The organism is Veillonella parvula (assembly GCF_018366295.1).
Classification (GTDB): Bacteria; Bacillota; Negativicutes; order Veillonellales; family Veillonellaceae; genus Veillonella; species Veillonella parvula_P.
The window spans coordinates 17,672-40,669 of record NZ_JAGZIJ010000006.1; the positions used below are offsets into that span (position 1 = coordinate 17,672).

15 protein-coding genes are annotated in these 22,998 nt (G+C 39.2%); 10 read left to right on the top strand and 5 right to left on the bottom strand.

Features of this window, described 5'->3' with window-relative positions:
- Positions 1–8: 8 nt before the first annotated feature.
- The gene (aroB, locus tag KHY58_RS06410) at positions 9–1,061 is read right to left on the bottom strand and encodes a 3-dehydroquinate synthase (protein ID WP_024060220.1); all 1,053 of its coding nucleotides are present in this window, start codon (positions 1,059–1,061) and stop codon (positions 9–11) included.
- Positions 1,062–1,135: 74 nt separating this feature from the next.
- A complete protein-coding gene (gene aroF / locus KHY58_RS06415) occupies positions 1,136–2,149 on the bottom strand; it encodes a 3-deoxy-7-phosphoheptulonate synthase (protein WP_004694956.1) in 1,014 nt (337 codons plus the stop codon).
- Positions 2,150–2,622: 473 nt separating this feature from the next.
- On the opposite strand from aroF, the gene KHY58_RS06420 reads away from it, so the two are divergent.
- Together KHY58_RS06420 and KHY58_RS06425 are read left to right on the top strand one after the other, a co-directional pair.
- A complete protein-coding gene (locus tag KHY58_RS06420; RefSeq protein ID WP_004694957.1) occupies positions 2,623–3,039 on the top strand; it encodes a GNAT family N-acetyltransferase in 417 nt (138 codons plus the stop codon).
- A gap of 101 nt (positions 3,040–3,140) precedes the next feature.
- Positions 3,141–3,599, top strand: coding sequence for a DIP1984 family protein (locus tag KHY58_RS06425; protein ID WP_004694959.1), 459 nt, complete (start codon positions 3,141–3,143; stop codon positions 3,597–3,599).
- Positions 3,600–3,981: 382 nt separating this feature from the next.
- On the opposite strand, the gene KHY58_RS06430 is transcribed toward KHY58_RS06425, so the two are convergent.
- The 3 genes from KHY58_RS06430 to KHY58_RS06440 form a co-directional block, all read right to left on the bottom strand.
- Positions 3,982–5,010, bottom strand: a complete 1,029-nt coding sequence (locus KHY58_RS06430; RefSeq protein WP_004694963.1) for a ribonucleotide-diphosphate reductase subunit beta — start codon at positions 5,008–5,010, stop codon at positions 3,982–3,984.
- Positions 5,011–5,158: 148 nt separating this feature from the next.
- Positions 5,159–7,441: a ribonucleoside-diphosphate reductase subunit alpha gene (locus KHY58_RS06435; RefSeq protein WP_278472579.1), complete on the bottom strand. Its 2,283-nt coding sequence runs from the start codon at positions 7,439–7,441 to the stop codon at positions 5,159–5,161.
- Positions 7,442–7,723: 282 nt separating this feature from the next.
- Positions 7,724–9,283 carry a hypothetical protein gene (locus KHY58_RS06440; RefSeq protein WP_278472581.1) on the bottom strand — a complete coding sequence of 520 codons (1,560 nt, stop codon included), beginning with the start codon at positions 9,281–9,283 and terminating at the stop codon, positions 7,724–7,726.
- Between the two features lie 147 nt (positions 9,284–9,430).
- On the opposite strand from KHY58_RS06440, the gene KHY58_RS06445 reads away from it, so the two are divergent.
- The 8 genes from KHY58_RS06445 to KHY58_RS06480 all read left to right on the top strand — a co-directional run bounded on the left by KHY58_RS06445 (position 9,431) and on the right by KHY58_RS06480 (position 22,502).
- Positions 9,431–10,603 carry an iron-containing alcohol dehydrogenase gene (locus tag KHY58_RS06445; protein WP_278472583.1) on the top strand — a complete coding sequence of 391 codons (1,173 nt, stop codon included), beginning with the start codon at positions 9,431–9,433 and terminating at the stop codon, positions 10,601–10,603.
- Between the two features lie 24 nt (positions 10,604–10,627).
- Entirely contained in the window at positions 10,628–11,458 is an 831-nt protein-coding gene (locus tag KHY58_RS06450) for a hypothetical protein (protein WP_221741227.1), read from the top strand.
- Positions 11,459–11,499: 41 nt separating this feature from the next.
- Entirely contained in the window at positions 11,500–12,363 is an 864-nt protein-coding gene (locus KHY58_RS06455; RefSeq protein ID WP_278472586.1) for a hypothetical protein, read from the top strand.
- Positions 12,364–12,560: 197 nt separating this feature from the next.
- Entirely contained in the window at positions 12,561–13,880 is a 1,320-nt protein-coding gene (locus tag KHY58_RS06460; protein ID WP_024060228.1) for a dicarboxylate/amino acid:cation symporter, read from the top strand.
- A 285-nt stretch (positions 13,881–14,165) separates the two neighbouring features.
- Positions 14,166–15,203 (top strand): nicotinate-nucleotide--dimethylbenzimidazole phosphoribosyltransferase, encoded by a 1,038-nt coding sequence (locus KHY58_RS06465; RefSeq protein ID WP_024060229.1) that lies wholly within the window; start codon positions 14,166–14,168, stop codon positions 15,201–15,203.
- Between the two features lie 9 nt (positions 15,204–15,212).
- Complete coding sequence (locus tag KHY58_RS06470; RefSeq protein WP_008602314.1) at positions 15,213–16,526, top strand: DUF389 domain-containing protein; 1,314 nt, start codon at positions 15,213–15,215, stop codon at positions 16,524–16,526.
- Between the two features lie 371 nt (positions 16,527–16,897).
- Complete coding sequence (locus KHY58_RS06475) at positions 16,898–17,731, top strand: MetQ/NlpA family ABC transporter substrate-binding protein (protein WP_008714880.1); 834 nt, start codon at positions 16,898–16,900, stop codon at positions 17,729–17,731.
- A gap of 514 nt (positions 17,732–18,245) precedes the next feature.
- The gene (locus KHY58_RS06480) at positions 18,246–22,502 is read left to right on the top strand and encodes a 2-hydroxyacyl-CoA dehydratase (RefSeq protein WP_278472589.1); all 4,257 of its coding nucleotides are present in this window, start codon (positions 18,246–18,248) and stop codon (positions 22,500–22,502) included.
- Positions 22,503–22,998 lie beyond the last annotated feature (496 nt).

Below are 22,998 nucleotides of genomic sequence, written 5' to 3' on the forward strand. Positions count from 1 at the left end.
TTTATATCTCAGTCTAAATAGGTTGCAAGTTCATCGTGTGTTACCACTTTGAGCTCGCTGTGACCATAGCTAGTAGGTACTACGATTTTAATGGTTGCTCCTTCGCTTTTTTTGTCGTGCTTAGCGGCAGCTAGAATTTCTTCTTTGCTTATCGTTGTTGTGATTGGCAAATCGTGTGCTTTGATAAGGGTCTTTAATTTCTCTAAAGCTTCCGCATCTAATTCTCCATGTTTGACAGCACCTTGTGCCATGAGCACCATACCAATAGCAACGGCATAACCGTGATGTACCTTGAAATGACTCGCTTTTTCGATGCCGTGACCAAAGGTATGACCGAGGTTTAAGAGGGCACGAACGCCAGACTCGCGTTCGTCTTGTTCCACGATATCCGCTTTTGCTTGAATGCAACGAGCGATGACAGTACTAACACTATCGCGATGTTTAATTAATGGTTTATGTTCTAGTTGGGTTAATAAACCAGGTACGTCGAGGAAGCCGTATTTGATAATTTCACCGCATCCATTAATCCATTCCATATCAGGCAATGTATTGAGTGTAGCTGGATCGCAGAGGACGAGGATAGGTTGTTTGAAAGCACCCCAGAGGTTTTTCCCAGCTTCGAGATTGACCGCTGTTTTACCACCTACAGAGGAGTCTACTGCGGCTAATAGAGATGTAGGAACCTGAACATAGTCGATACCACGTAAATAGGTTGCTGCTGCAAAGCCCGCCATATCGCCTACAACACCGCCCCCAAGGGCGATGAGCAAGTCTTTGCGAGTCAATGATTGGCCCGCCATGTATTCTACTAAATCGATGAGTTGATGAGCATTTTTGGAGCTTTCACCAGCAGGAAACACATAATCACAAACAACATAACCCGCATGTTCCATATTAGCTTTCACAGAGTCCAAATAGTGGGGCGCTACATTACTATCACTGACGATGATAACACGACAATTTGGTTTTAATGGTTTAATATAATCGGTGATGCGTTGTAAAGCGCCTTCCTCGATGACAACGTCATACGGTGTGGATGCGTTAATATGGATGCGAGTCATGATGGTTCCTTTCATAAAAGAATAAGCTAGTATCTATTATAACGGATACTAGCTTATTTGTGTGATATTTGAGATTATTTAGTGCATTCCACCAATGCTTGGCGCAATGCGATAATTTCTTTCATAAGGCTAGTGAATTGGTCTGGACGCAATGCTTGAGGGCCATCGCACAATGCTTTGGAAGGATCATTGTGAACTTCGATCATAAGTCCGTCTGCACCGCCGCCTACGGATGCAAGTGAAAGCGGGCGAACCATGCGGCTCATACCTGCTGCGTGGCTAGGATCCATGATAATTGGCAAGTGAGATAATTCATGCATCATAGGAATTGCTGTTACGTCTAAGGTATTGCGAGTCTTAGTTTCGAATGTGCGGATACCGCGTTCGCATAATACAACTTGTTCATTGCCTTCGGACATGATGTACTCAGCAGCCATCAACCATTCTTCGTATGTGGCAGATAAACCCCGTTTTAATAGAACTGGTTTATTCAATTTGCCCACCTCTTTTAAAAGCGTGAAGTTTTGCATGTTACGAGCGCCGATTTGAAGCATATCTACATTATCGAAGTATTGTAATTGGGAGATATCCATAACTTCGGAAACGATAGGAAGACCTGTTTCTTTTTTAGCAAGCTCTAACAATTCTAAGCCTTCTGGGCCCATGCCTTGGAAGGAATATGGGGATGTACGAGGTTTGAAAGCGCCACCCCGAAGGATTGTGGCACCAGCTTCTTTACAAGCTTTAGCAGTGGCTAATACTTGTTCAGGTGTCTCTACAGAGCAAGGACCGGCCATTACTGCGAAGTGACCACCACCGATAAGTGCACCACCTACATTGATTACAGAATCATCGGGATGGAACTTGCGGTTTGCTTTTTTGTATGGCTCTTGAATGCGAGTTACTTTATCTACGAAATCTAGGGACTCGATTTGACGCGCATCAAGAGATGCAGTATCACCAATCAGACCTAGAATATTGTATCGCGTTCCTTCTACTGGGTGGATAACAAATCCTTGAGCCTCTAATTCACTGCGTAAACGAGATACTTCTTCTGCTGCTGCATTTTGTTTCAATGTAATAATCATGATAATTCCTCCTTGTAACTACAGTGAATAGTTGGGCTGACCATACGGATAGCAAACAAAAAGGGCTACCCGTAATCTAATACGGGTAGCCCTTTTACTATTCTAAGCAACTAATGTTGAATAATCCTTTATTAGCGCATCACAAATAGTTCCTTACCCGTACGTTGGATAAAGAACCAATAAAAGTATTGTTTTGCTGTGAGGCTAATTTGGTTAGTCATCTTTGGTTGCTCCTTTCTAAAATGTTGGGTATAGTATAAACCCAAATGATAAAATTATGCAATACCTAAAAATGAATTTCATGGAAGTTTTAAAATATTTTTGATATGGGAATTAACAGGAACTGAGACGTTTTGTGGTATTAAGCGTATTTTTGATATAATAAAAATAAGAAGCTTTTATTGCTTATAGGATATTTCGTAATACGCCTAAATCGATTCTTATAAATATGCTTATAATCAGAAAGGGCACCTATGATTATTCAAATCTTAGATCATATAACAGAGGAAATAAAACAAATTCGTGTCGATGTATTTATAAAAGAACAAGGGTTTGAAGACGAGTTTGATGAAATCGATGAGACTGCAAAGTTTGTGCTCTTATCCATTGATGGTAAAGCGGCTGGTACGTGTCGATATTTTCCCAGTGACACAGCTGGAGATGCACATATTGGGCGTATGGCGGTACGCAAGTTGTATCGTGGACAACATTTAGGTACTAAGATCATGATGGCCGCCGAAAATGCTATTCGTCGTGACGGCTTTAAGACGTGCTCCTTGTCAGCGCAAGTACAGGCCAAACCATTCTATGAATCCCTTGGATATCGTGCTGAAGGGGACGAATACCTTGATGAAGGCTGTCCGCATGTGATGATGCGGAAAGTATTATAAGCCGTTCAATAGTGTTGTATAATAAGAATTGATGGATATATTATTATTGTACATAGTATTTTATAAGTAAATTGATATATCTTTTTGAGAGGTGAGAGTTTATGAAACTAGCAGAAGCATTACAAGAACGATCTGATTTAAATTATAAAATAAGCGATTTAGAGCTTCGCTTAACTCAAAATAGTTTAGTGCAAGAAGGGGAAGTACCGAATGAGAACCCTGAAGAACTTTTGAAAACATTAGAACAATGTGTAAATAGACTTCAAAAATTAATTGCAGATATTAATTTAACAAATTGCAAAACTATTATAGAAGGTCGATCTATTACTGAAATCATTGCCGAAAAAGATTGCGCTGCTTTGCGCCTAACTGCTTATCGAACATTGGCATCTAGCGCAGGTAGTATTAATTTCCGTGCGAGAGGGTCTGAGATTAAGCTAATGCCGACCGTGAATGTGGCAGACGTCCAAAAAGAAGCTGATCATATCGCAAAACAAGTCCGCTTATTAGACAATCTATTGCAGTCTGCTAACTGGACAACTGAATTGATTGAAAGCTAATAATAGTTGGTAGTTTGAAACAGGGTGGACACAAAAACTTTTGCTTTTACCAAGCTTATTATGAATACATTCATGGGGCGAATGAAAATCTACGGTGTAGGCCTATTTGCGCACAAATGTATTGATACAATTTACAATGTATAACCATGTGTCAACTGTAAAAACGAGGGTGGCGTTTGGGGACTATATTTCTAGCAACATATACACTGATATGATAGTATTTTGTTTTTTTAGAGATAAATAGGAGAGAGCTGTTTAAACTTGCAGCAATTCCTCATAACTAAGGTTTAAAAAATCATGAAAAAAGAGCTGATAGCGTTATAGCTATTAGCTCTTTTCTATTGGCCCGTACGTCCCTAGATATTGTATTTTATAACGTCTATTATTCTAAATCGTCAAAGTCAAATGCTGCCGCTTTTGTATAGTTTGTAACTTTTGCTTCGAAGAAGTCAGTTTTTGTACTATTCAAGTTGGAGAAGCTTTCAATCCATTCCATAGGGTTTTCCTTGATTTCAGGATATAGATGAGGCAAGCCGATTGCTTCTAAGCGGATGTTTGCAAGGTATTTGATGTAACGTTCGATAAGAACATTGTTAAGGCCGAGGATTTTATCATCAGTGATGTACTGACCCCAAGCGATTTCGTTCTCTGCACCTTGGCGAATCATGTCCGTAATTTTCGCTTCTAGTTCAGGTGTGAACAAGTCAGGACGTTCACGACGTAACTCGCGAATGATGTTTTGGAATAATACGAGGTGAGTTACTTCATCGCGGTTGATGTATTTGAAGATTGTGGATGTAGCTGTCATCTTACCTTGGCGTGCTAATGTGTAGAAGAAGCTGAAGCCAGAGTAGAAGTAGATGCCTTCTAAGATATAGTTAGCGATGATTGTATGAATAAGGTTTGCTTCGCTAGGATCATCGCTGAAACGTTGGTATGCATCGGCGATGAAGCGGTTACGTTCAAGCAATGTTTTGTCTGTACGCCATTCGTCATAGATTTTGTCACGTGTAATCGGATTTGTTACAGTATCCAAAATGTAGGAATAACTTTGAGCGTGAATTTCTTCTTGGAATGCTTGGATATTCAATAAGGATGCCACTTCAGATGCTGTAATATAACGGCTCAAATTAGGCAAGTTTTCAGATTGAATGGAATCAAGGAAGTTCAAGAACGCAATGATTTTATCGAAGGCACGACGCTCGTAATCTGTTAAGTATGGGAATTGTTTAACATCTTCGTTCAAGGAAATCTCTTCTGGAATCCAGAAGTTGTTGAGCATTGTACGGTACATTTGATTTGCCCAGTCGTACTTGATACGGTTCCATTCGCGAAGGTTTGTTGTGTTGCCGCCAATCATAGATTGCGTGCCACGTTCACCATGTTCGTTGAAAATCAGTTTTTTCTCCATAGTAGGACTCCTTTATACAATGATGCGACCTATACGGCTATAGGTCGTCATCAGATTTATAGTGCTGGTGAAAGTATCCTTCTCGAAATCGGTACTCTCTATTTATAGTGAATAGGTTTTGCAAAATATAGCAATTATATTTTCAATATTAGGAGGAGCAGCTAGTGCACTCATCCATTTCAAGGGATTGGTTACGGATGTAGTAGATAGTTTTGATTCCTTGTTTGTAGGCTTCTACGTAAAGGTCAAGAATTTCTTTCGCTTTCATTTGAGGCGTGATATACAAGTTGAAAGATTGTGCTTGGTCAATATGACGTTGACGCACGCCACAAGCTTTGATGGACCATTGTTGGTCGATTGTATGCGCCTCTTTGTAGAGCCAGAATGTTTTGTCGTTTAAATCTGGTGCCGTTTTTGGTGTGAAAGAACCTTTCTTTTCTTCGATGAAGAATTTTTTGAAGATAGGGTCGATACCAGCTGTTGTATTAGCGATGTTGGATGTAGAACCTGTAGGAGCTACGGCCATCAAGTAACCGTTGCGGATACCGTATTTTGCAACATCTGCAGCGAGTTGTTTCCAACGATCAGATGTGTAGCCACGACGTGTGAAATATTCACCAGTTTCCCACTCGGAACCTTTGAACGCAGGGTACGCACCTTTTTCTTTAGCAAGCTCCATGGAAGCTTTAATCGCATAGAATGCGATGTTTTCAAATAATTTGTCCGCTACTTCGATATGTTCATCGGATTCCCATTGGATATCGTGGTTTACGAGGTAGTGGTGGTAACCAGACGTACCAAGACCGATAGCACGGTATTTATCAGAAGTCATGCGAGATTCTGGTACTGGTGCTTGGTTGATGGAAATAACATTGTCTAACATGCGAATTTGAAGGGCAATGTTTTCTTCTAATTCTTCGTCCGTAATACGGCCAAGGCTGATGGAGTTCAAGTTACATGTAACCATATCGCCTGTGTTTGTTTTAGTAGTGATAGTACCGTCTTCGTTGATGATTTCTTCAGCAAGGTTAGTGAAGCCAACGTTTTGTGCGATTTCGTGGCACAAGTTGGATGCGTAAATCATACCTGCATGTTTGTTAGGATTTGCAGCATTTACAGTATCGCGGAAGAAGATAAATGGTGTACCAGTTTCAACAGCGGAGCGCATGATTTTTTTCATCATATCTAATGCTGGTACTTCGATGCCGTGTAAGTTAGGATCTTGTTCACATTCGAGGTAACGTTTTGTGAATTCCTTATTGTCATCAGTATCGTAATAGTCCTCTAAGGAATAGCCCTTTACAGCCAAGATTTCATGAGGGTCGAAGAGGGTGAAGTTTTCACGAGCTAACATACGTTCCATGAAGATATTTGGAACGGAGATAGCAGGGAAGATATCGTGCGCTTTGCGACGATCATCACCATTATTTGTACGAAGTTCTACGAATTCGTAGAAGTCTTTATGCCAAATATCAAGTGTTACTGTAGCGCCGCCTTTACGTTTACCCAATTGGTCTACCGCAACAGCTGTATCATTGTACAAGCGGATCCAAGGAATAACGCCGCCAGAGGAGTTTTTAAAACCGCGGATATCGGAGTTCAATGCACGAACCTTGCCAAGGTAGATACCAAGCGCACCACCGTGTTTAGATACGCGAGAGAACTTGCTGTTTACGTCGTAGATAGACCATAAGTTGTCGTCTACACCAGAGATAAAGCAAGAGGACAGTTGATGGAATGGCGTGCCCGCATTTGCCAACGTAGGGGTAGCTGTCGTCATTTTTAGTTGACTCATCAAATCGTAGAATTTCTTAGCATATTTTACTTTGTTTTTCCCTTCTACAAGAGCTAAGTGCATTGCGATAGCCATGAAACGTTCTTGAGGTAATTCAAAGATTTCTTTGTTAAAACCTTTTACCAAGTAACGGTCAGCCAATAATTTGAGACCTTCATAGTTGAAGAGATAGTCGCGCTTAGGTTTGATGTAATCGCCTAATTCTTGCAATTCGTCAGCGGTGTACTCTGTAACGAAGAAGTCTGTGTATTTTTTCTCTTTTACAAGCATGTTGACTAGATTTGGGAAGTTTCCGTAGCCAAATGCTTTGTAACGACGAGTAATAGCGGCTTCTTTATAGAGATCGAACAAGAATAGGCGGGCTGCTACGAACTGCCAATCTTGGTTCATTTTATTAACTTGGTTGCCGAAGCCGTCGTCTTTTTTAGATATAACTTTTTCGATAGCTGTTTGGACTAAAGTCTTTTGAATTTCTTTAGTAGTCATGCCATCAACGAATTGCAACTTCGCATCCATTTCCAATTCTAGTGGATCACAAGAATCTAACCCCAAACATGCGAAGGCTATCATTCGTTTCGTTTTTTCAACGGACAACGGCTCGAAATGGCCATCCCGTTTCTTGATCATAATCTCCATTACTGTTCCCCTTGAGAGCAAAAAGTCATAAAACTGTTAATATAGTCGTATAAGCATATATAAGATTAGAATGAATTATATAAATTATCTTTAAGTTGAGTCTAATCAGAAAAATAAGAAAACTACTATATATGGTAGTTTTCTTATTTGGCTTATACATTATGTTACGATTATAGCGAAAAAAATCTATATATTCAATATTGACATTTGGAAATTTTTTAATATAGTTTTACAAAAAATGTCGATATGGCTGAAGATGCCTTAAATTACTAGCTTTCATAATTAATTATATAATACGCTAAAAATAATTCTTCGTGCGCTGTCTTGATATGCGTAGTAGGAGTGGATTAAGAGTTTGTATCCCGTGCCTTCTATAATGACTGAATCTGAAGCCGTTTTTGGAACAGTGAGGAATTTTTCATATATATGATGAACTTCGGTCACACCATTGGGTAGAGATACCTCTAAATCAAGACCTTCATTGATGAATCTAAAATTGATAGATTCATAGGATGCTGTTGGTATGTCAGCTGTACTATCAGCAGGCTCACGTACTTCTAATTCGATGTTAGAAATGAATTTATTATATCCTACAAGCGAAATAACATGCGGTTCTTCAACGGCCGTAAAGCTGATAAACTGAATATTTCGTTCCTTATATATTTCCGTTGCTCCTGATTTTGAAGAATCCCCCTGTATAATCGTCCTGCCGTAATCTGTAAAATCAGGGTTAAATGTTTCTGTAATAGGCAAGTATACGTGCCATTGACCGTCAATTTTCGTATAGTTTGTAAACTCTCGATGGGATGTGTAACCGATAAAAGGCATTAAAAGGACTGTGCCTAGGGCGAGTGCCATAATCGTTGTATGGATCGATGGAGTCAAACGTTTTACAAAGGAATATACGTTATGTGCTAAGAAGATTAGATTGAATGCGGCTACGTAAATCGTATTGAGCCAGAGTACGGGCTCATTTATTACGCGCTTGCCAATCAGGATTAAACACAATATTGTAATCGTAATAAATAAGAAACATAGGATCCTTTGTGTCTTGCTGCTTTCACTAGACCTGAAACTAGCCAAGTAAAATAGATAGAAAATGGCTACATACGGATAATATGTGTAAAGGAACCGTGCATCTTCACGGAGGCCTAAGAGGATCAATACCAAGTAGATATTAGCTAGAATACCTGTAATGATGGAAGCTTTTGGTAGTATGATTCCAAAAACAACATTATAGAATGTATTTGGTTCTGGTGGTCCATCAGGCTCCTCTTTGTAAGTGCACAGCATGGACATACAGATAAAAATATTAATAGCGGCTAGTACTTTAAAGATTAGATCATCAAAGGTAAATGGTTTGTTCAGAATGATGAAGAAAAACCATAGAGTCATGATTATGACGACATTGTACAGTGTTGATGTAACAATGGTAATACCAATCCGTTTCAGGCGATTGATGATTTCGCCGATGTAGTATTCTCCAGGCGATGTAAAATATAGAGCAATCATAGAGTACAGCCATAGATATGATATGTTTTCTGTGGCTAGCTCGATGCCTCGTATGTGATGGTACGTTTCATGAATCGTATATAGACCAACGCTGATACCTATGCTTAATAATGTATATACTATGGAGAACTTTCGATCTCGTGTTATATATGATTGTAGTATGACGATGAAGAAATACAGCCCATAGAACCAAAGGTCTATATCGGCAAACCAATCTTGCTCTAGATAAAACGGTGTACATGAAAATACGGCAATTAATGCCAGTAATATAGGTGACTGCGTTGCTAGGTCACGCAGCGAAAACCATAAATGTGTAATTGCAGATTTCATAGATTCTCTCCCTTTATAAAAATAAATGCCCCCTCTTATCTGTAGTATACATGTTTTCTAGTGAAAGTCCTATGAGGTTTTACAGGCGTCTGAATATACATTACAATAACATTAAGAGCTAGTATTTATAGAAAAGAGGTCGTTCACATGGAGTTCTCTTATTTTTTACCAGTACATATCCAATTTGGTTGGGATAAAGTCGATAGTGTTGCTGATTTTGTTAAGCCTTATGGCAATAAAGCACTCATCGTAACAGGGCGGACAAGTGCTAAAAAATCTGGACTATATGACCGTGTGACAGCAAAACTTGATGCGGCACATATTGAACATGTGTTGTTTGATCAAGTGGATGCTAATCCCTTAACAACGACTGCATTGGACGGCGCTGCTTTAGCTAAATCTGAAAGCTGTGATATGGTCATTGCCATCGGTGGCGGCTCTATCATGGACTGTGCAAAAGGCATTGCATTTATGTCCGTTAACGAAGGTGACATTAACGATTATATCTTTAATCGTAAAACCAGTGATAAGGCGTTGCCTCTTATTGTAATTCCTACAACCTGTGGCACCGGCTCCGAAGGTAATGGCTTTGGTGTACTTACTAATCCCGAAACAGGAGACAAGAAATCCTTGCGATGTAATGCCATCGTACCAAAGGTATCCATTGTAGACCCTGCTGTAATGGGCACTATGCCTCCTCATGTATTGGCATCTGTGGGCTTTGATGCACTCTGTCATAATATCGAGGCGTATACCTCTAAAACGGCACAACCTTTTACCGATGCATTAGCTCATTATGCTGTAACTTTGTTAGCACAATATCTTGTGCCTCTATATAAACATGTGAAAGCAAAGGCTGAAAGTAAATCAGCTGTTCTCAACGAAACTCAACTTACAAAAGCTTGGGAGTCCGTTACATTGGCTAGCACAATTGGAGGCATGGTTATTAATACCGCCGGTGTAACACTTGCTCATGGCATGGAACATCCTGCAAGTGGGCTTAAGGATATTACTCACGGTGTAGGCCTTGCCGTTATTGAACCTGTTGCAGTGGAATATACATGGAGTGCAAACCCTGATAAGTTTGGTGCCTTAGCTCGTATATTCAACCATGGAGATGGCTCCGAACTAGGTGAAGCATTACGTTTGATTGTACATGACCTGGATCTTACCACGAACCTTACAGAACTAGGCTTAACGAAAAAAGACATTCCTTGGCTCGTCGATAACGTATACGTTGTAGCTACCGGGAATATTGCTAATACAGTGGCCGACGTGAGTCGGGAAGATATAGAAATGTTGTATAAGAAAATGTTCTAAGTATTGTCATGATAGGAGAGAGTTTTGTTTCAAGGATTTTATGGCCTATTAACGGTTATGCTATGTATGTTGTTTGCAGTTGTGGCAACCCTATTTAATATAGCGCCTATTACATACATGGTTTTTGGTATAGCTATAGTATTGAGTGTGTTACTGCAATATGGTCGCTTTAAGAAACGAACTATATCTGAAAGAGCCTATAATCGATTGGCTTGTGGTTTGTTTGTTGTCATAACCCTTTGTATATCTTGGCTCGTAGCTGATTGGCTTAAATATGATACTCAAACGACTCGTGATCAAACTGATGGTTTTGAGTTTAGTACAATGGATTGGAAACGTGGTTGGCCTGATAGTGATGAATTACCAGAAGGATTAAAGCGTCCTAGTGTACTTCCAGAAGGGATTATTAGAGCCTCAGCATCTGGTGATGACTTAGCTTGGGCGGGTGCATATCCTACGAAATATACCGTTTTAGAAGGGGACCCTGCAGTTATTGCACAGTATGAGAAAATTGCAAAGGCACAAGCTACTTATCAAGTACAAATCGATAAGCATGGTGTTTTACGCGATTTAAATACGGGAGAACGAAAAACGTCAATATCTCATCCGAGTGAATATAATATTATTGAAAGTATAAATGAAGAGCCAATAAATCTACCTAAGCGAGATTTTGTTGAATGGTTGCGCTTTGCACCTAGAAAAGAAACAAAAACGGTGGTTAATCAAAGTACTAGCTCCGTTCGTAATCATAGACTATATGTATTTGTAGACAATGGTGATATAAAAAGGCCTCATTTTGTAGAATTGTTAATCAATGATGATGGAACTCGAGCTGTGTTTTATCAGTCGAATTAAAATACTTAAGACTTTTACAAATTCGATTGTGGAGAGTGTATATGCGACAGTGTTTAATGTATTTAAAGAATTTGTTTACTGAGCCTCCATATAGAAAAAGTATATGGTTCTTTATAATTCTTTGGGTACTAACATTTTTGTTTTCGGATGAGATATCATATTCTGGGTTATACTATCTGATTTTGTTAGTAGCTACGATTGTGTTATTGTTTGAAAAATGTGGAGTAATCGATAGTGAGAAAGCTATACGAAAAAGATTTTTAACATATTTTTATGTAATCTTTTTTTTGTGTATGCTTCCTACATTAGCTGTTACTTTAGCATTTTCTGCTATAGGGGTATCTCATTATGATACAAAACAGTGGCACTCTACATGGCCCTCATCTAAAGCAGGGTATATTCCGTCTCCATTACAAACACCTAAGTCTTTACCAGAGAGCTTGAAAGTGGTTTCTTCTGCTGAGGTAATTGGATTGGGTGGAAGTTATAGTTGCTTGGTATTAGATGGTGATGAAGGTACTATTTCACAGTATGAGGAAACTGTTAAATCTCATGCTTGGTATTCGTTTGTAAATGGTAGGAAAAATGATAGTACCTTTAAAGCACTCAATTCATTTACATATCCAAAGGATAGAAATTTATTAGTTAGTGACGTGAATGAATATTATGAGATTATTATCGTTCAACGACAAAACTGGAAATTATTTCCCTGGGTAATTGATGGTACACAGAGTGTCGGTGATAATCCTAAGGAAGATTATTATAGTACTCGGATATCAGCTGAGAAATATATAGTATATGTTATTTACAATAACTTTGATCATGACCAGCCTAGAGTCATTTACTTTATGTTTAATCCAGAGCGAACGCGAATGATTACTGTAGATATAGATATGTATCATTAGTTTTTATTAGAATGTCTATAAAAAATTGAAATAATACTTGAATATATTATAATGTGTTCAAATATTGGAATTGACAATTTTAAATCATATCTCTATAATGTGAATTAAAGAGAGACTCGGATATTCACTGTCCCAGCCCTAGGGCTGGGATTTCTTTTTTTAGTCTCTAGTAGTTTAGTTTGTAGAGAGGTGTTATTATGGCAGATCAAAACAACAAAAATGTGGATGCCTTAGCGCAAGAGATTACCTTAAAAAGTCGTGGCCAAGGTAAATTGCGTCAGTTCATTTTATGGATGGGGGCACTCATCATTGGTGCTATCTTAGGATGGCAACATATTCCGGCTTTAAATGAGCTCTTTAACTTTATTGCAGCGGTCTTTACACGTTTGTTCCAATTTATCGCAATTCCAACCGTATCCTTAGCGGTAATTACAACATTATCCATGCTAGGTGCTAAAAAGGATACAGGCCGTATCTTTGGCCATGCTGTAGTATATACATTGCTTACTACAGTTTGTGCGGCAGCTGTAGGACTTGGCTTATTCCTATGGATTGCACCAGGTAATTTACCACTTGATGTAATCGGTGCCGGTGCAGCTCAAGTGCCTGAAAAACTTGGCAATGTTACGTATTATGATCATTTCTTATCTGTTATTCCAAACAATATTTTGCAACCATACTTACAAGCCAATGTATTGTCTGTAATGTTTATTTCTGCTTCCGTTGGTTTAGCCTTTGCGTTCATGCCACGTACTGAAAATCGCGAAGCGGTGTTGAAAGTCTTATTCGGTTTACAAGAATTACTATTTACATTGATTAAAGCATTACTTTATGTATTGCCAATCGGTATCCTCGCCTTTGCAGGTCAATTATCTGCACAAATTGAAGCGGGCGTAATTGTTGGTGCTTTAGGTAAATATACGGCTGTTGTTATCGGTGGTAACTTGATCCAATTCTTTATCGTAATTCCATTGTTCTTGTTATTCCGCGGTTTGAACCCTGTGGACGTATTCCGCAAAATGTCTCCAGCCGTAGCTGTTGCGTTGTTCACAAAATCTTCTGCTGCAACTTTGCCTGTTACATTGGCATCTGCTGAGGATAATTTGAAAGCTCATCCTGCAGTAGCTCGTTTCGTATTGCCAATTTGTACAACTATTAATATGAATGGTTGCGCAGCTTTCATTCTTGTCACATCTTTATTCGTAATGCAAAATGCGGGAATGGAATTGACTATGGGCACAATGGTGGCTTGGTTATTTATTGCTGTTCTCGCTGCGATTGGTAATGCGGGCGTTCCAATGGGTTGTTATTTCTTAACCTTATCCTTGATGAGTTCCATCGGTGCACCAATTGGTTTGCTTGGTATCATCTTGCCAATCTATACGATTATCGATATGATTGAAACCGCTGAAAACGTATGGTCTGATGCATCTGTATGTGCCATGGTTGACCATGACCTTCAAGGCAAATTGGACGATTCTAGCGGCGACGATATGCCTCAATTCCAAGGTGCTTAACTCTAGAGGGAAAAGAAGCGTAAGAAATACATCATTATATAGTATAAAAAGGTTATCCTGTAAGGGGATAACCTTTTTTATTTACTAGAGTGGTTGTAATTGTGTAATGATAATTTCGATTAGAAATAATGCCGTTAGAATACTATATTTCAAAATTAAATTATACTTCTAAAAACTAATAATAGTCACATTACTAGATATACATTTTATGTTATACTTTCAGATAGAATAATATCGAATTAATAGAAGGCTAGTTGGCACATTAGGTGCGGATTAGAGAATAAAATGAAAGATAAGTCAGTATTACCGATAGAGAAACAATTAAATAAATTTCTCCAACCAAAATGCCTTATCCCAGGTGGTCTTGGTTTATGGGAAATATATTTCCGTAAGATTTGTACGGCATGGGGCGAGATTAATGGTGAAATTCGACCACAGCATATCATATTTTCTGCCGATAATGGTTGCAATATAGAAGGCTATGTGGGCTATAACTATGAGGTGACACAAAAGCAATCCCGTAATATGTTATTAGGTCGCTCGTCAGCCACACAATTTTGCAACTTTAACAATATTCCTTATGAGGTCGTGGATGTAGGCATTGCCTCAGATGATGGTATCGGCGTAAATCGCAAAGTAGCGAGGGGAACAAAGAATATTTTGCACCATGCTGCCATGACTGACGATGAATTTAATAGAGCCTTTCAAGCTGGCTATGAACGGGTTCAGCATTATGTAGAACAAGGAATCAATCTGTTCTCCTTTGGTGAAATGGGGTTAGGGAATACGACGACCTCTGCGTGTGTGTTGTCTGCATTGATGGGGGCTGATCCGACGGAAACCGTGGGTCCTGGTTCCTGGCCAGATAAACCAGATTTGATGAAACGAAAAGTTGACTTTGTACGTTCTGTATTAGACAAGCACAAGGCTAATATTGGTTCTGAAAGTGAATCAGACCGAGTTCGTGAAATCGTAGCTCATGTAGGTGGTTTTGATATTGCGGCTATTCTTGGAGCCATGCTAGCTTGTGCAGATTTTAAAAAGCCTTTTGTCATTGATGGTTTTATTACAGCTGTAGCAGCTGCTTGTGCAGCACATATAAACGCTCGTGTTGTGGACTATGCATTACCATCGCATCAGTCTAAAGAAAAAGGCACGGAATTGGCTTTGGCTGAGGTGGGAATCACTCAAGACATGGTTCCTATACAAGCACAAATGTCGATGGGCGAAGGCACGGGAGCCATTTTGATGGTGCAAATGTTAAAGACTACACAATATATGTTTGTAAATGTGGGCACCTTTGCAGATTTGATGAAATTATGAGGTAGAAGAATGGAACTAAATAAATACTTTGATATACATTTTGAACGAGCCGATGATGCAACTATTGCTAAAAGGTTGATAGGTGGGGCTAAGGTTAAGGGTCCTGCTTTGGTTATCCTGATCCTCTCCATGTTTATTGCCTCTATTGGGTTGAATATGAATAGTACAGCCGTTATTATTGGTGCTATGCTTATATCGCCGTTGATGGGACCGATTCTAGCAACTGGCTTTGGCTTCGCTACGCTTAATTTTACAGTTGTGAAAAGTGCTATTTTAAGATTGTCCTTACAGATTACGATTGCTGTTTTGGCATCTGCTTTATATTTTTATATTTCCCCCGTTCAGACAGTTACATCTGAACTATTAGCGCGTACAGAACCGAATATTTTTGATGTATTCATTGCTATATTTGGTGGGTTAGCTGGGATTATTGGTCAAACGCGTAAGACCTTAGATAATGTCATACCAGGGGTAGCGATTGCGACTGCACTTATGCCACCACTGTGTACGGCAGGATATGGACTGGCTAATGGAAATTGGCATTATTTCTTTGGGGCTGGGTATCTATTCTTTATAAATGCATTTTTCATCTTCTTTGCATCTTTTATAGTTTTAAAAGGTGTATATAGTTTGCCATCCCATAAGCAAGCAGAAGAGATTAATCGTCGTAATCAGCTAATATTTCTTGTGATTGGTCTTATTATGGCTATACCAAGCATTTATGCAGGCTATGATATGACCATCAAGTATTCTGAGTCAAATCATATAGAGCAGTTTATTAAGACCAATATTAATCAAGATGGGCGTCGACTAGTGATTGATTATTCATTGGACCGAGTGAATAAGCTAGTAGATATAGTAGTTGTAGGAGCTCCTGTGACTTCAGAGGAACGATCCCAGTTGGATGATAAATTACAGAAAGACGAGTATTTGCAGTCTTATGCAGTACGATTTGTTAATAGTGTAGATGAGAAAAAATCTGCTGTGGATAAGACGAGCTTGAATAAAGCCTCGGAGGATCATGAAAAATATACAAACTTGAGTAATCTGTACCAGCCGACTTATCAACTAGTAAGTGAAACTATAAACACTATGAAAACGACAGAAGCTGAAGCAAAGGCGTTATTCCCGTTTGTAAGCAGAGTGGAAGGCATGCCTTTGATAGATAATTTAGAACAGCCTAAAGCGAATCGCTATATGGTGATTATCCATACCGCGTCCACTGTATCTGATGCAGATTCGGAACGAATAAAAGCTTGGTTAGAGGCTAAATTATCAGCACCTGTAACTATTTCTGTGGAGCAAACAACGTCAACTTTATAATTGAATCTTTTGATTTTGATTAGATTGTTTATTATATAGAGCGATATTTATAACGGTACTAAGTTTGATTGTACCTATTAGGTATATTACCTAGTAGTACGGGGAATCATCTTAGTACCGTTTTTATGTACTTGGCATAGCTAAATGTAATTACTCTTATCTTGCTATAGTTTAAAGTTATATCCATGGATATATAAAAACTATTATACGAGTAGGATTTAAATTGCTATACTAACCACATCGAAATTATTAAATAATTAAATGTAGATACAGTGTAAGAATATATAGATTTATTAACATATCTACGTGTGTTGTATACGCATGAGTCCTCGTCAATAGATGTAGGTGTTCATCGTAGATAGGAGGATTACATGAAAAAATGGTTAGCATTAGCAGCGACGGCCGTACTAGGCGCGTCCTTATTGATTAGTGGTTGTGGTTCTTCCACAAATGACGCAAGTTCCAGCAGTGCTGGTAGTTCTAAAGCAGAGGTGTTAAAAGTGGCAGCAAACCCTGTACCTCATGCTGAGATCTTAAATCAAATTAAACCTTTATTGGCTAAGGAAGGTGTAGATCTTCAAATCATTGAATTTACAGACTACATTCAACCAAACATGGCATTATCTAGCCATGAAGTAGATGCAAACTTCTTTGCTAACGTGCCTTACCAAAATAACTTCAATAAAGATCATGGTACAAACTTCGTAAGCTTTGCACCAGTTCACATCGAACCATTAGCTATTTACTCTCAAAAAATTAAAGATTTGAAAGATTTGCCTAATGGCGCAAAAGTAGCGATTCCATCTGACCCGACAAACAGTGCTCGTGCACTTCTCTTGTTGCAAAGTGCAGGTCTTGTCACATTGAAAGACCCAACTGGTTTGACTAACACACCGTTTGATGTGACTAGCAACCCTAAAAACATTCAAATTACAGAGTTGGAAGCAGCTCAAATTCCTCGTTCCATTCAAGACTTAGATGCAGCTGTAATCAATGCTAACTATGCATTGCCAGCAGGTCTTAATCCTACAAAAGATGGCTTATTCGTAGAAAAAGCGGATTCTCCATATGCAAATCTTCTTTCCGTAAACCCTGGTGATGAAAATAAACCAGCTATTCAAAAATTAGCTAAAGCATTACAATCTCCAGAAGTTAAGAAGTTCATCGAAGATCATTACAAAGGGGCTATTATTCCAGCGTTTTAATCAATGATCGTTAATAACATATATGTATTTAATACAATACTCTCTCATGACATAACTTTATAGATACGAATAAGATATACTATCTTATGAACTAACCCCCAAATTGGAATCCATTTTGGGGGTTAGTTTTTATCTATTGCATATTGTCTAATGCAGTTAATATATTTGATTTGTCCTGTTATGTTGCAAAAGTTACGTTATTTTTCATTGTAAAATGGTATAATATTTTTTACATCCTATTATATATATGACTTTGTAATTTAAATCTTAACATATTTTCTATAACATTTTAGATATAGAAATAACTTAGATTTTAACTGCTGTTGTTGTATAATAAAGATAGGATATTTAAAAATTTAGATATTTTGGTGAAAGTATTATATCCTTATCTAATTTAATTTTTATTTTAGATGCTTAGTACAGTATATATGTTGTACATATTACATGTGAGACTTTCACAAAAATAAGTATGGTCACTTAGGTGGTCATACGGTCGTTAAAAAGAGAGGTATTTATGCAGCACATGCTACGCATGGGGATTGACGTGGGGTCTACAACGGTTAAAGTTGTATTATTGGACGAACACGATAATTATTTGTATAAAAAGTACATACGCCATTATGCAAACATATTGGACACAGTATATACCTTGCTACAAGAGGCTCAAGTTGGTCATGAAGACGCTCTTGTTCATGTATGTATTACTGGTTCTGGTGGGATGGCTATGGCCGAAAAGGTGCGCATCCCATTCGTACAAGAGGTGATTGCTGAAACGCGAGCTGTAAAATCCCTCTATCCAGAGACAGACGTTATCATCGAACTTGGTGGTGAAGATGCGAAGGTTACGTATTTAGGTCAAACTGCGGAACACCGTATGAATGGTTCCTGTGCTGGTGGTACGGGTGCTTTTATCGACCAAATGGCGACCTTATTGCAGACAGATGCATCTGGTCTTAATCAATTAGCCATGAATGCTGATACGATTTATCCAATTGCGGCACGTTGTGGCGTATTTGCTAAAACAGATGTACAAGCTTTGTTAAATCAAGGCGCATCTCATGAAAATATTGCAAAATCCGTATTCCAAGCAATTGTAAACCAAACGATTGCTGGCCTTGCATGCGGACATAAAATCGAAGGTAATGTAGCATTCCTTGGCGGTCCATTGACATTCTTATCCGAGTTGCGCCAATGCTTCTGCGATACTTTAGAGTTGGATGAAGCGCATCGCATTATCCCTGAGAATGGTGAGTTGTTCATTGCTTTAGGGGCGGCATTGATGAAAGATGAGTGTCGTGAGATCACTGTCGGTCAATTGACAAAGGAAATTGGTGCACTTATCGGTATTCCTATGGAAGCTACAGACCGTGTCGATCCGCTATTTAAGAATGAACAAGAATTAGAAGAATTTCGTGCTCGTCACGCTAAGGCGGTAACGCCAAAAGCGAATATTGAGGATGCTCAAGGTCCTTGCTATCTTGGTATTGATGCTGGTTCTACTACGCTAAAGGTAGTACTCATTAATAGCAATAAGGAAATTATCTTCTCCCACTATGGTCCTAACCATGGTAAACCATTAGAAAAATCTCGTGAAATTATTGAGCAAATTTATACATTATTGCCTAAAGGTGCTTATATTGCACACTCTGGCGTAACCGGCTACGGTGAGGCCTTTCTTAAACGCGCCCTCGGCATCGATATAGGCGAAGTAGAAACGATGGCTCATTATCGTGCGGCTCGATTCTTCTGTCCTGATGTATCCTTTATTTTGGATATTGGCGGTCAAGATATGAAATGCTGTAAGGTTCGTGATGGGTATATCGAAGATATCGTGTTGAACGAAGCTTGCTCATCTGGTTGCGGCTCTTTCATTGATACATTTGCATCTGGTCTACGAATTCCAATCGATCAATTCGCAAAAGAAGGGTTATTGGCACCTATGCCAATCGACTTAGGCTCTCGTTGTACCGTATTTATGAACTCTAAGGTTAAGCAGGCTCAAAAAGAAGGTGCTACGGTACAAGATATCGCGGCAGGTCTTGCTTATTCTGTAATTAAAAATGCCCTTTATAAGGTTCTCAAGGTGAAAGACCCTAAAGAATTAGGCGATCATATCGTTGTACAAGGTGGTACGTTCTATAACGAATCTGTTTTGCGTGCCTTTGAGAAATTGATGGGCGTAGAGGTGATTCGCCCTGATGTATCTGGTTTGATGGGGGCATACGGTATGGCTCTTCTTGCCGCGGAAACGGCGGAAGAGTTGCAAAAGGGTGAAAGTACATTGCTAGATAGTGAAGGCCTTAATTCTTTACAAGTATCTACGACAATGCGCAATTGTGGCCTTTGCCCAAATAACTGCATGCTTACTATCAACGCCTTCTCCGATGGTCGTACGTACGTAACGGGCAACCGTTGTGATCGCGGTGCTGGCGATATGATCCAAGAGAAACGTAAGCCAGTTCCTAACTTGGTAGATGTAAAATTACGTCGTTACTTTGATTACTACTTGAAGAAAAACATTCCAGAGTTTGAAGGCAAAATGCGTGTAGGGATTCCTCGCGTTCTCAACATGTATGAGGACTTCCCATTCTGGTTTACATTCTTCAATAGCTTGGGTTATGAAGTAATCCTTTCAGATTATACGACTAAGGATCAATACAATAAGGCTATCGATACGATCCCATCCGATACGGCTTGCTATCCAGCAAAAGCTGTTCATGGTCACATTCGCGATTTAGCGAATGCACAGGTAGACTTTATTTGGTACCCTTGTATTCAACATGGCCCTAAGGAATTTAGCCGCGACAATAATTACCATTGTCCAATGGTTATTTCCTATCCAGAACTTATCAAAAATAATATGCAAGAGGTATTGGGCGATACTCCGTTCCACACACCATTCTTGCCGCTAGCTGATAAAAAATCCCTTGTTCTGGCCCTTGTGAAAGCATTGGATTTCTTAGGCTTAAAGAAGAAGGATATTGCTAAGGCTGTAGACCTCGCTTGGGAAGAGCAGGAAAACTGTAAAGCGTCTTACCGTGAAACGACAAAGAAAACCGTGTCTCGCCTAGTGGTAGAACAAATTCCTACAATCGTATTGGCTGGCCGTCCATATCATTTGGACTCCGGTATTAACCACGGTATTCCTGAACTTATCACATCTCTTGGTATGGCTGTTCTTACAGAAGATGGCGTTGCACCATTAGGCAATGAAATCAAGCATTTACGTGTTGTAGACCAATGGTCCTACCATAGTCGCCTATATCGTGCCGCTGAATTCGTAAGTAGAACTGAAGGATTCCAAATTGTAGAGCTTAACTCCTTTGGTTGTGGCCTCGATTCCATCGTAGCAGATCAGGTAAAAGATATACTTTCAGCAAATCACAAAATCCATACCTTGCTCAAAATCGATGAAGGTACAAACCTTGGAGCCGTGACAATCCGTTTGCGTTCCTTACAATCTGTAATGGAACGTAGCTTGCGTCGTCATCATAATCCTGAGGCGCCGGAAGAAGTAGTGGTAGAAAAATTACCAACTTACGATTACAATCGCGTTGTCTTCACAGAAGAAATGCGTAAGACATATAAAATCTTGGTGCCACAAATGTCACCATTGCATTTCAGCCTTTTAGAGCCTGTTCTTCAACATGAAGGTTACAATTTTGAAATGTTGCCAGCTCCAACACGCGATGATATTGAAGTGGGCTTGAAATATATCAATAATGATGCATGTTACCCAGCGATTATCGTTGTAGGGCAGCTCATGTCCGCACTGTTATCCGGTAAATATGATGTAGATAAGACGGCTGTTATCATCTCTCAAACTGGTGGTGGGTGTCGTGCTACAAACTACATCGGTTACTTACGTAAAGCATTAATTGATGCGGGTATGAAACAAGTACCAATCCTATCTCTCAATGCGAGTGATATGGAACGTCAACCAGGCTTTAAGTTGACAAAAGGCTTCTTGCATCGCATGATTCAAGCCGTTGTATACGGTGATGCGCTCATGCAATGTGTTCTTGCCACACGTCCATACGAGACAAATCCTGGTTCTACCGATGCACTATGTGACTACTGGATTAAAAAATTACGTGATAATATTACATCTGCTAGTCTTCGACAATATAATAAGTACATCAAAGAAATCATCCATGATTTTGATAACTTGCCAATTAATAAAGATGTACAAAAACCTCGTGTTGGTGTCGTAGGGGAAATTTACGTTAAATTCCATCCAAGTGCTAACAATCATATTAATGAGCTTATCGAAAAGGAAGGCGGCGAAGTTGTTACATCTGGCTTGCTAGATTTCTTCTTGTATTGTGCAATGGATAGCACATACCGTGCTAAACACCTTGATGGTACATGGCTATCTGGCTTCTTCGGTACATTGGCTCGTGAAGCCCTTGAACTCTACCGCTTGCCATATGCAAAAGCCGTAGCAGCGTCAAAACACTTTGACCCGTTACAACGTATGACAGAAGTAGCGAAAGAAGCAGCTCAATTCATCGGACTTGGTAACCAATGTGGTGAAGGTTGGTTCCTCACAGGTGATATGATTGACCTTATCGAAAAAGGGGCCAAACAAATCGTATGTTTACAACCATTTGGATGTTTACCAAACCACGTAACAGGTAAAGGCATGGTAAAAACACTATCCGCTGCATACCCAGACGTGCGAATTGCAGCTATCGACTACGATCCAGGCTCCAGTGCGGTGAACCAAGCAAACCGATTGAAACTACTACTATCGACAATGTTCGAGTAAGTAGTTAGTGTATTGCGAATTTTTGCTAAACTAATAGTTGTGTAACTCGATGGAGCTACTGTAAATAAGTGATAAGGTCCCTTACATTTTATAATGGGGCCCGAATACAACTGCATATTACTAGTATAGAAAAAATACAGCCCTCTCTTGGCTCAGTACGTTACTACGTTCCGTAAAATCGCTGCAGAGAGGGCTGTATTCTTTTCTATATACACCTGGATATGAAGACGTCCCATTATAAAATGTAAGTAATCCAATCTACTATATCTTTAATAGCTCCATCGAGTTTGTTATCTTATTAGTTACAAAAAATTAGTAATACACCTAACGGAGATGGGGGGAGAGGGCTGTGTTTTTTTCTATATACAACCGTTATGAAGATGTCCCATTGAAAATATATAACTAGTACAGTGGATAGGGAGAGGAGATGTGCCTATGGCACATCTCTTTTTCTCATAATCCGTTGGACAGGAGAGTTCCTTTATTGTGCTTAGAA

Coding starts and splice junctions, on each gene's coding strand:
- KHY58_RS06480 (WP_278472589.1), top strand. CDS start 18,246: ATGCAGCACATGCTACGCATGGGGATTGACGTGGGGTCTACAACGGTT.
- aroF (WP_004694956.1), bottom strand. CDS start 2,149: ATGATTATTACATTGAAACAAAATGCAGCAGCAGAAGAAGTATCTCGT.
- KHY58_RS06475 (WP_008714880.1), top strand. CDS start 16,898: ATGAAAAAATGGTTAGCATTAGCAGCGACGGCCGTACTAGGCGCGTCC.
- KHY58_RS06455 (WP_278472586.1), top strand. CDS start 11,500: ATGCGACAGTGTTTAATGTATTTAAAGAATTTGTTTACTGAGCCTCCA.
- KHY58_RS06430 (WP_004694963.1), bottom strand. CDS start 5,010: ATGGAGAAAAAACTGATTTTCAACGAACATGGTGAACGTGGCACGCAA.
- KHY58_RS06420 (WP_004694957.1), top strand. CDS start 2,623: ATGATTATTCAAATCTTAGATCATATAACAGAGGAAATAAAACAAATT.
- KHY58_RS06465 (WP_024060229.1), top strand. CDS start 14,166: ATGAAAGATAAGTCAGTATTACCGATAGAGAAACAATTAAATAAATTT.
- KHY58_RS06445 (WP_278472583.1), top strand. CDS start 9,431: ATGGAGTTCTCTTATTTTTTACCAGTACATATCCAATTTGGTTGGGAT.
- KHY58_RS06440 (WP_278472581.1), bottom strand. CDS start 9,283: ATGAAATCTGCAATTACACATTTATGGTTTTCGCTGCGTGACCTAGCA.
- aroB (WP_024060220.1), bottom strand. CDS start 1,061: ATGACTCGCATCCATATTAACGCATCCACACCGTATGACGTTGTCATC.
- KHY58_RS06435 (WP_278472579.1), bottom strand. CDS start 7,441: ATGGAGATTATGATCAAGAAACGGGATGGCCATTTCGAGCCGTTGTCC.
- KHY58_RS06460 (WP_024060228.1), top strand. CDS start 12,561: ATGGCAGATCAAAACAACAAAAATGTGGATGCCTTAGCGCAAGAGATT.
- KHY58_RS06470 (WP_008602314.1), top strand. CDS start 15,213: ATGGAACTAAATAAATACTTTGATATACATTTTGAACGAGCCGATGAT.
- KHY58_RS06425 (WP_004694959.1), top strand. CDS start 3,141: ATGAAACTAGCAGAAGCATTACAAGAACGATCTGATTTAAATTATAAA.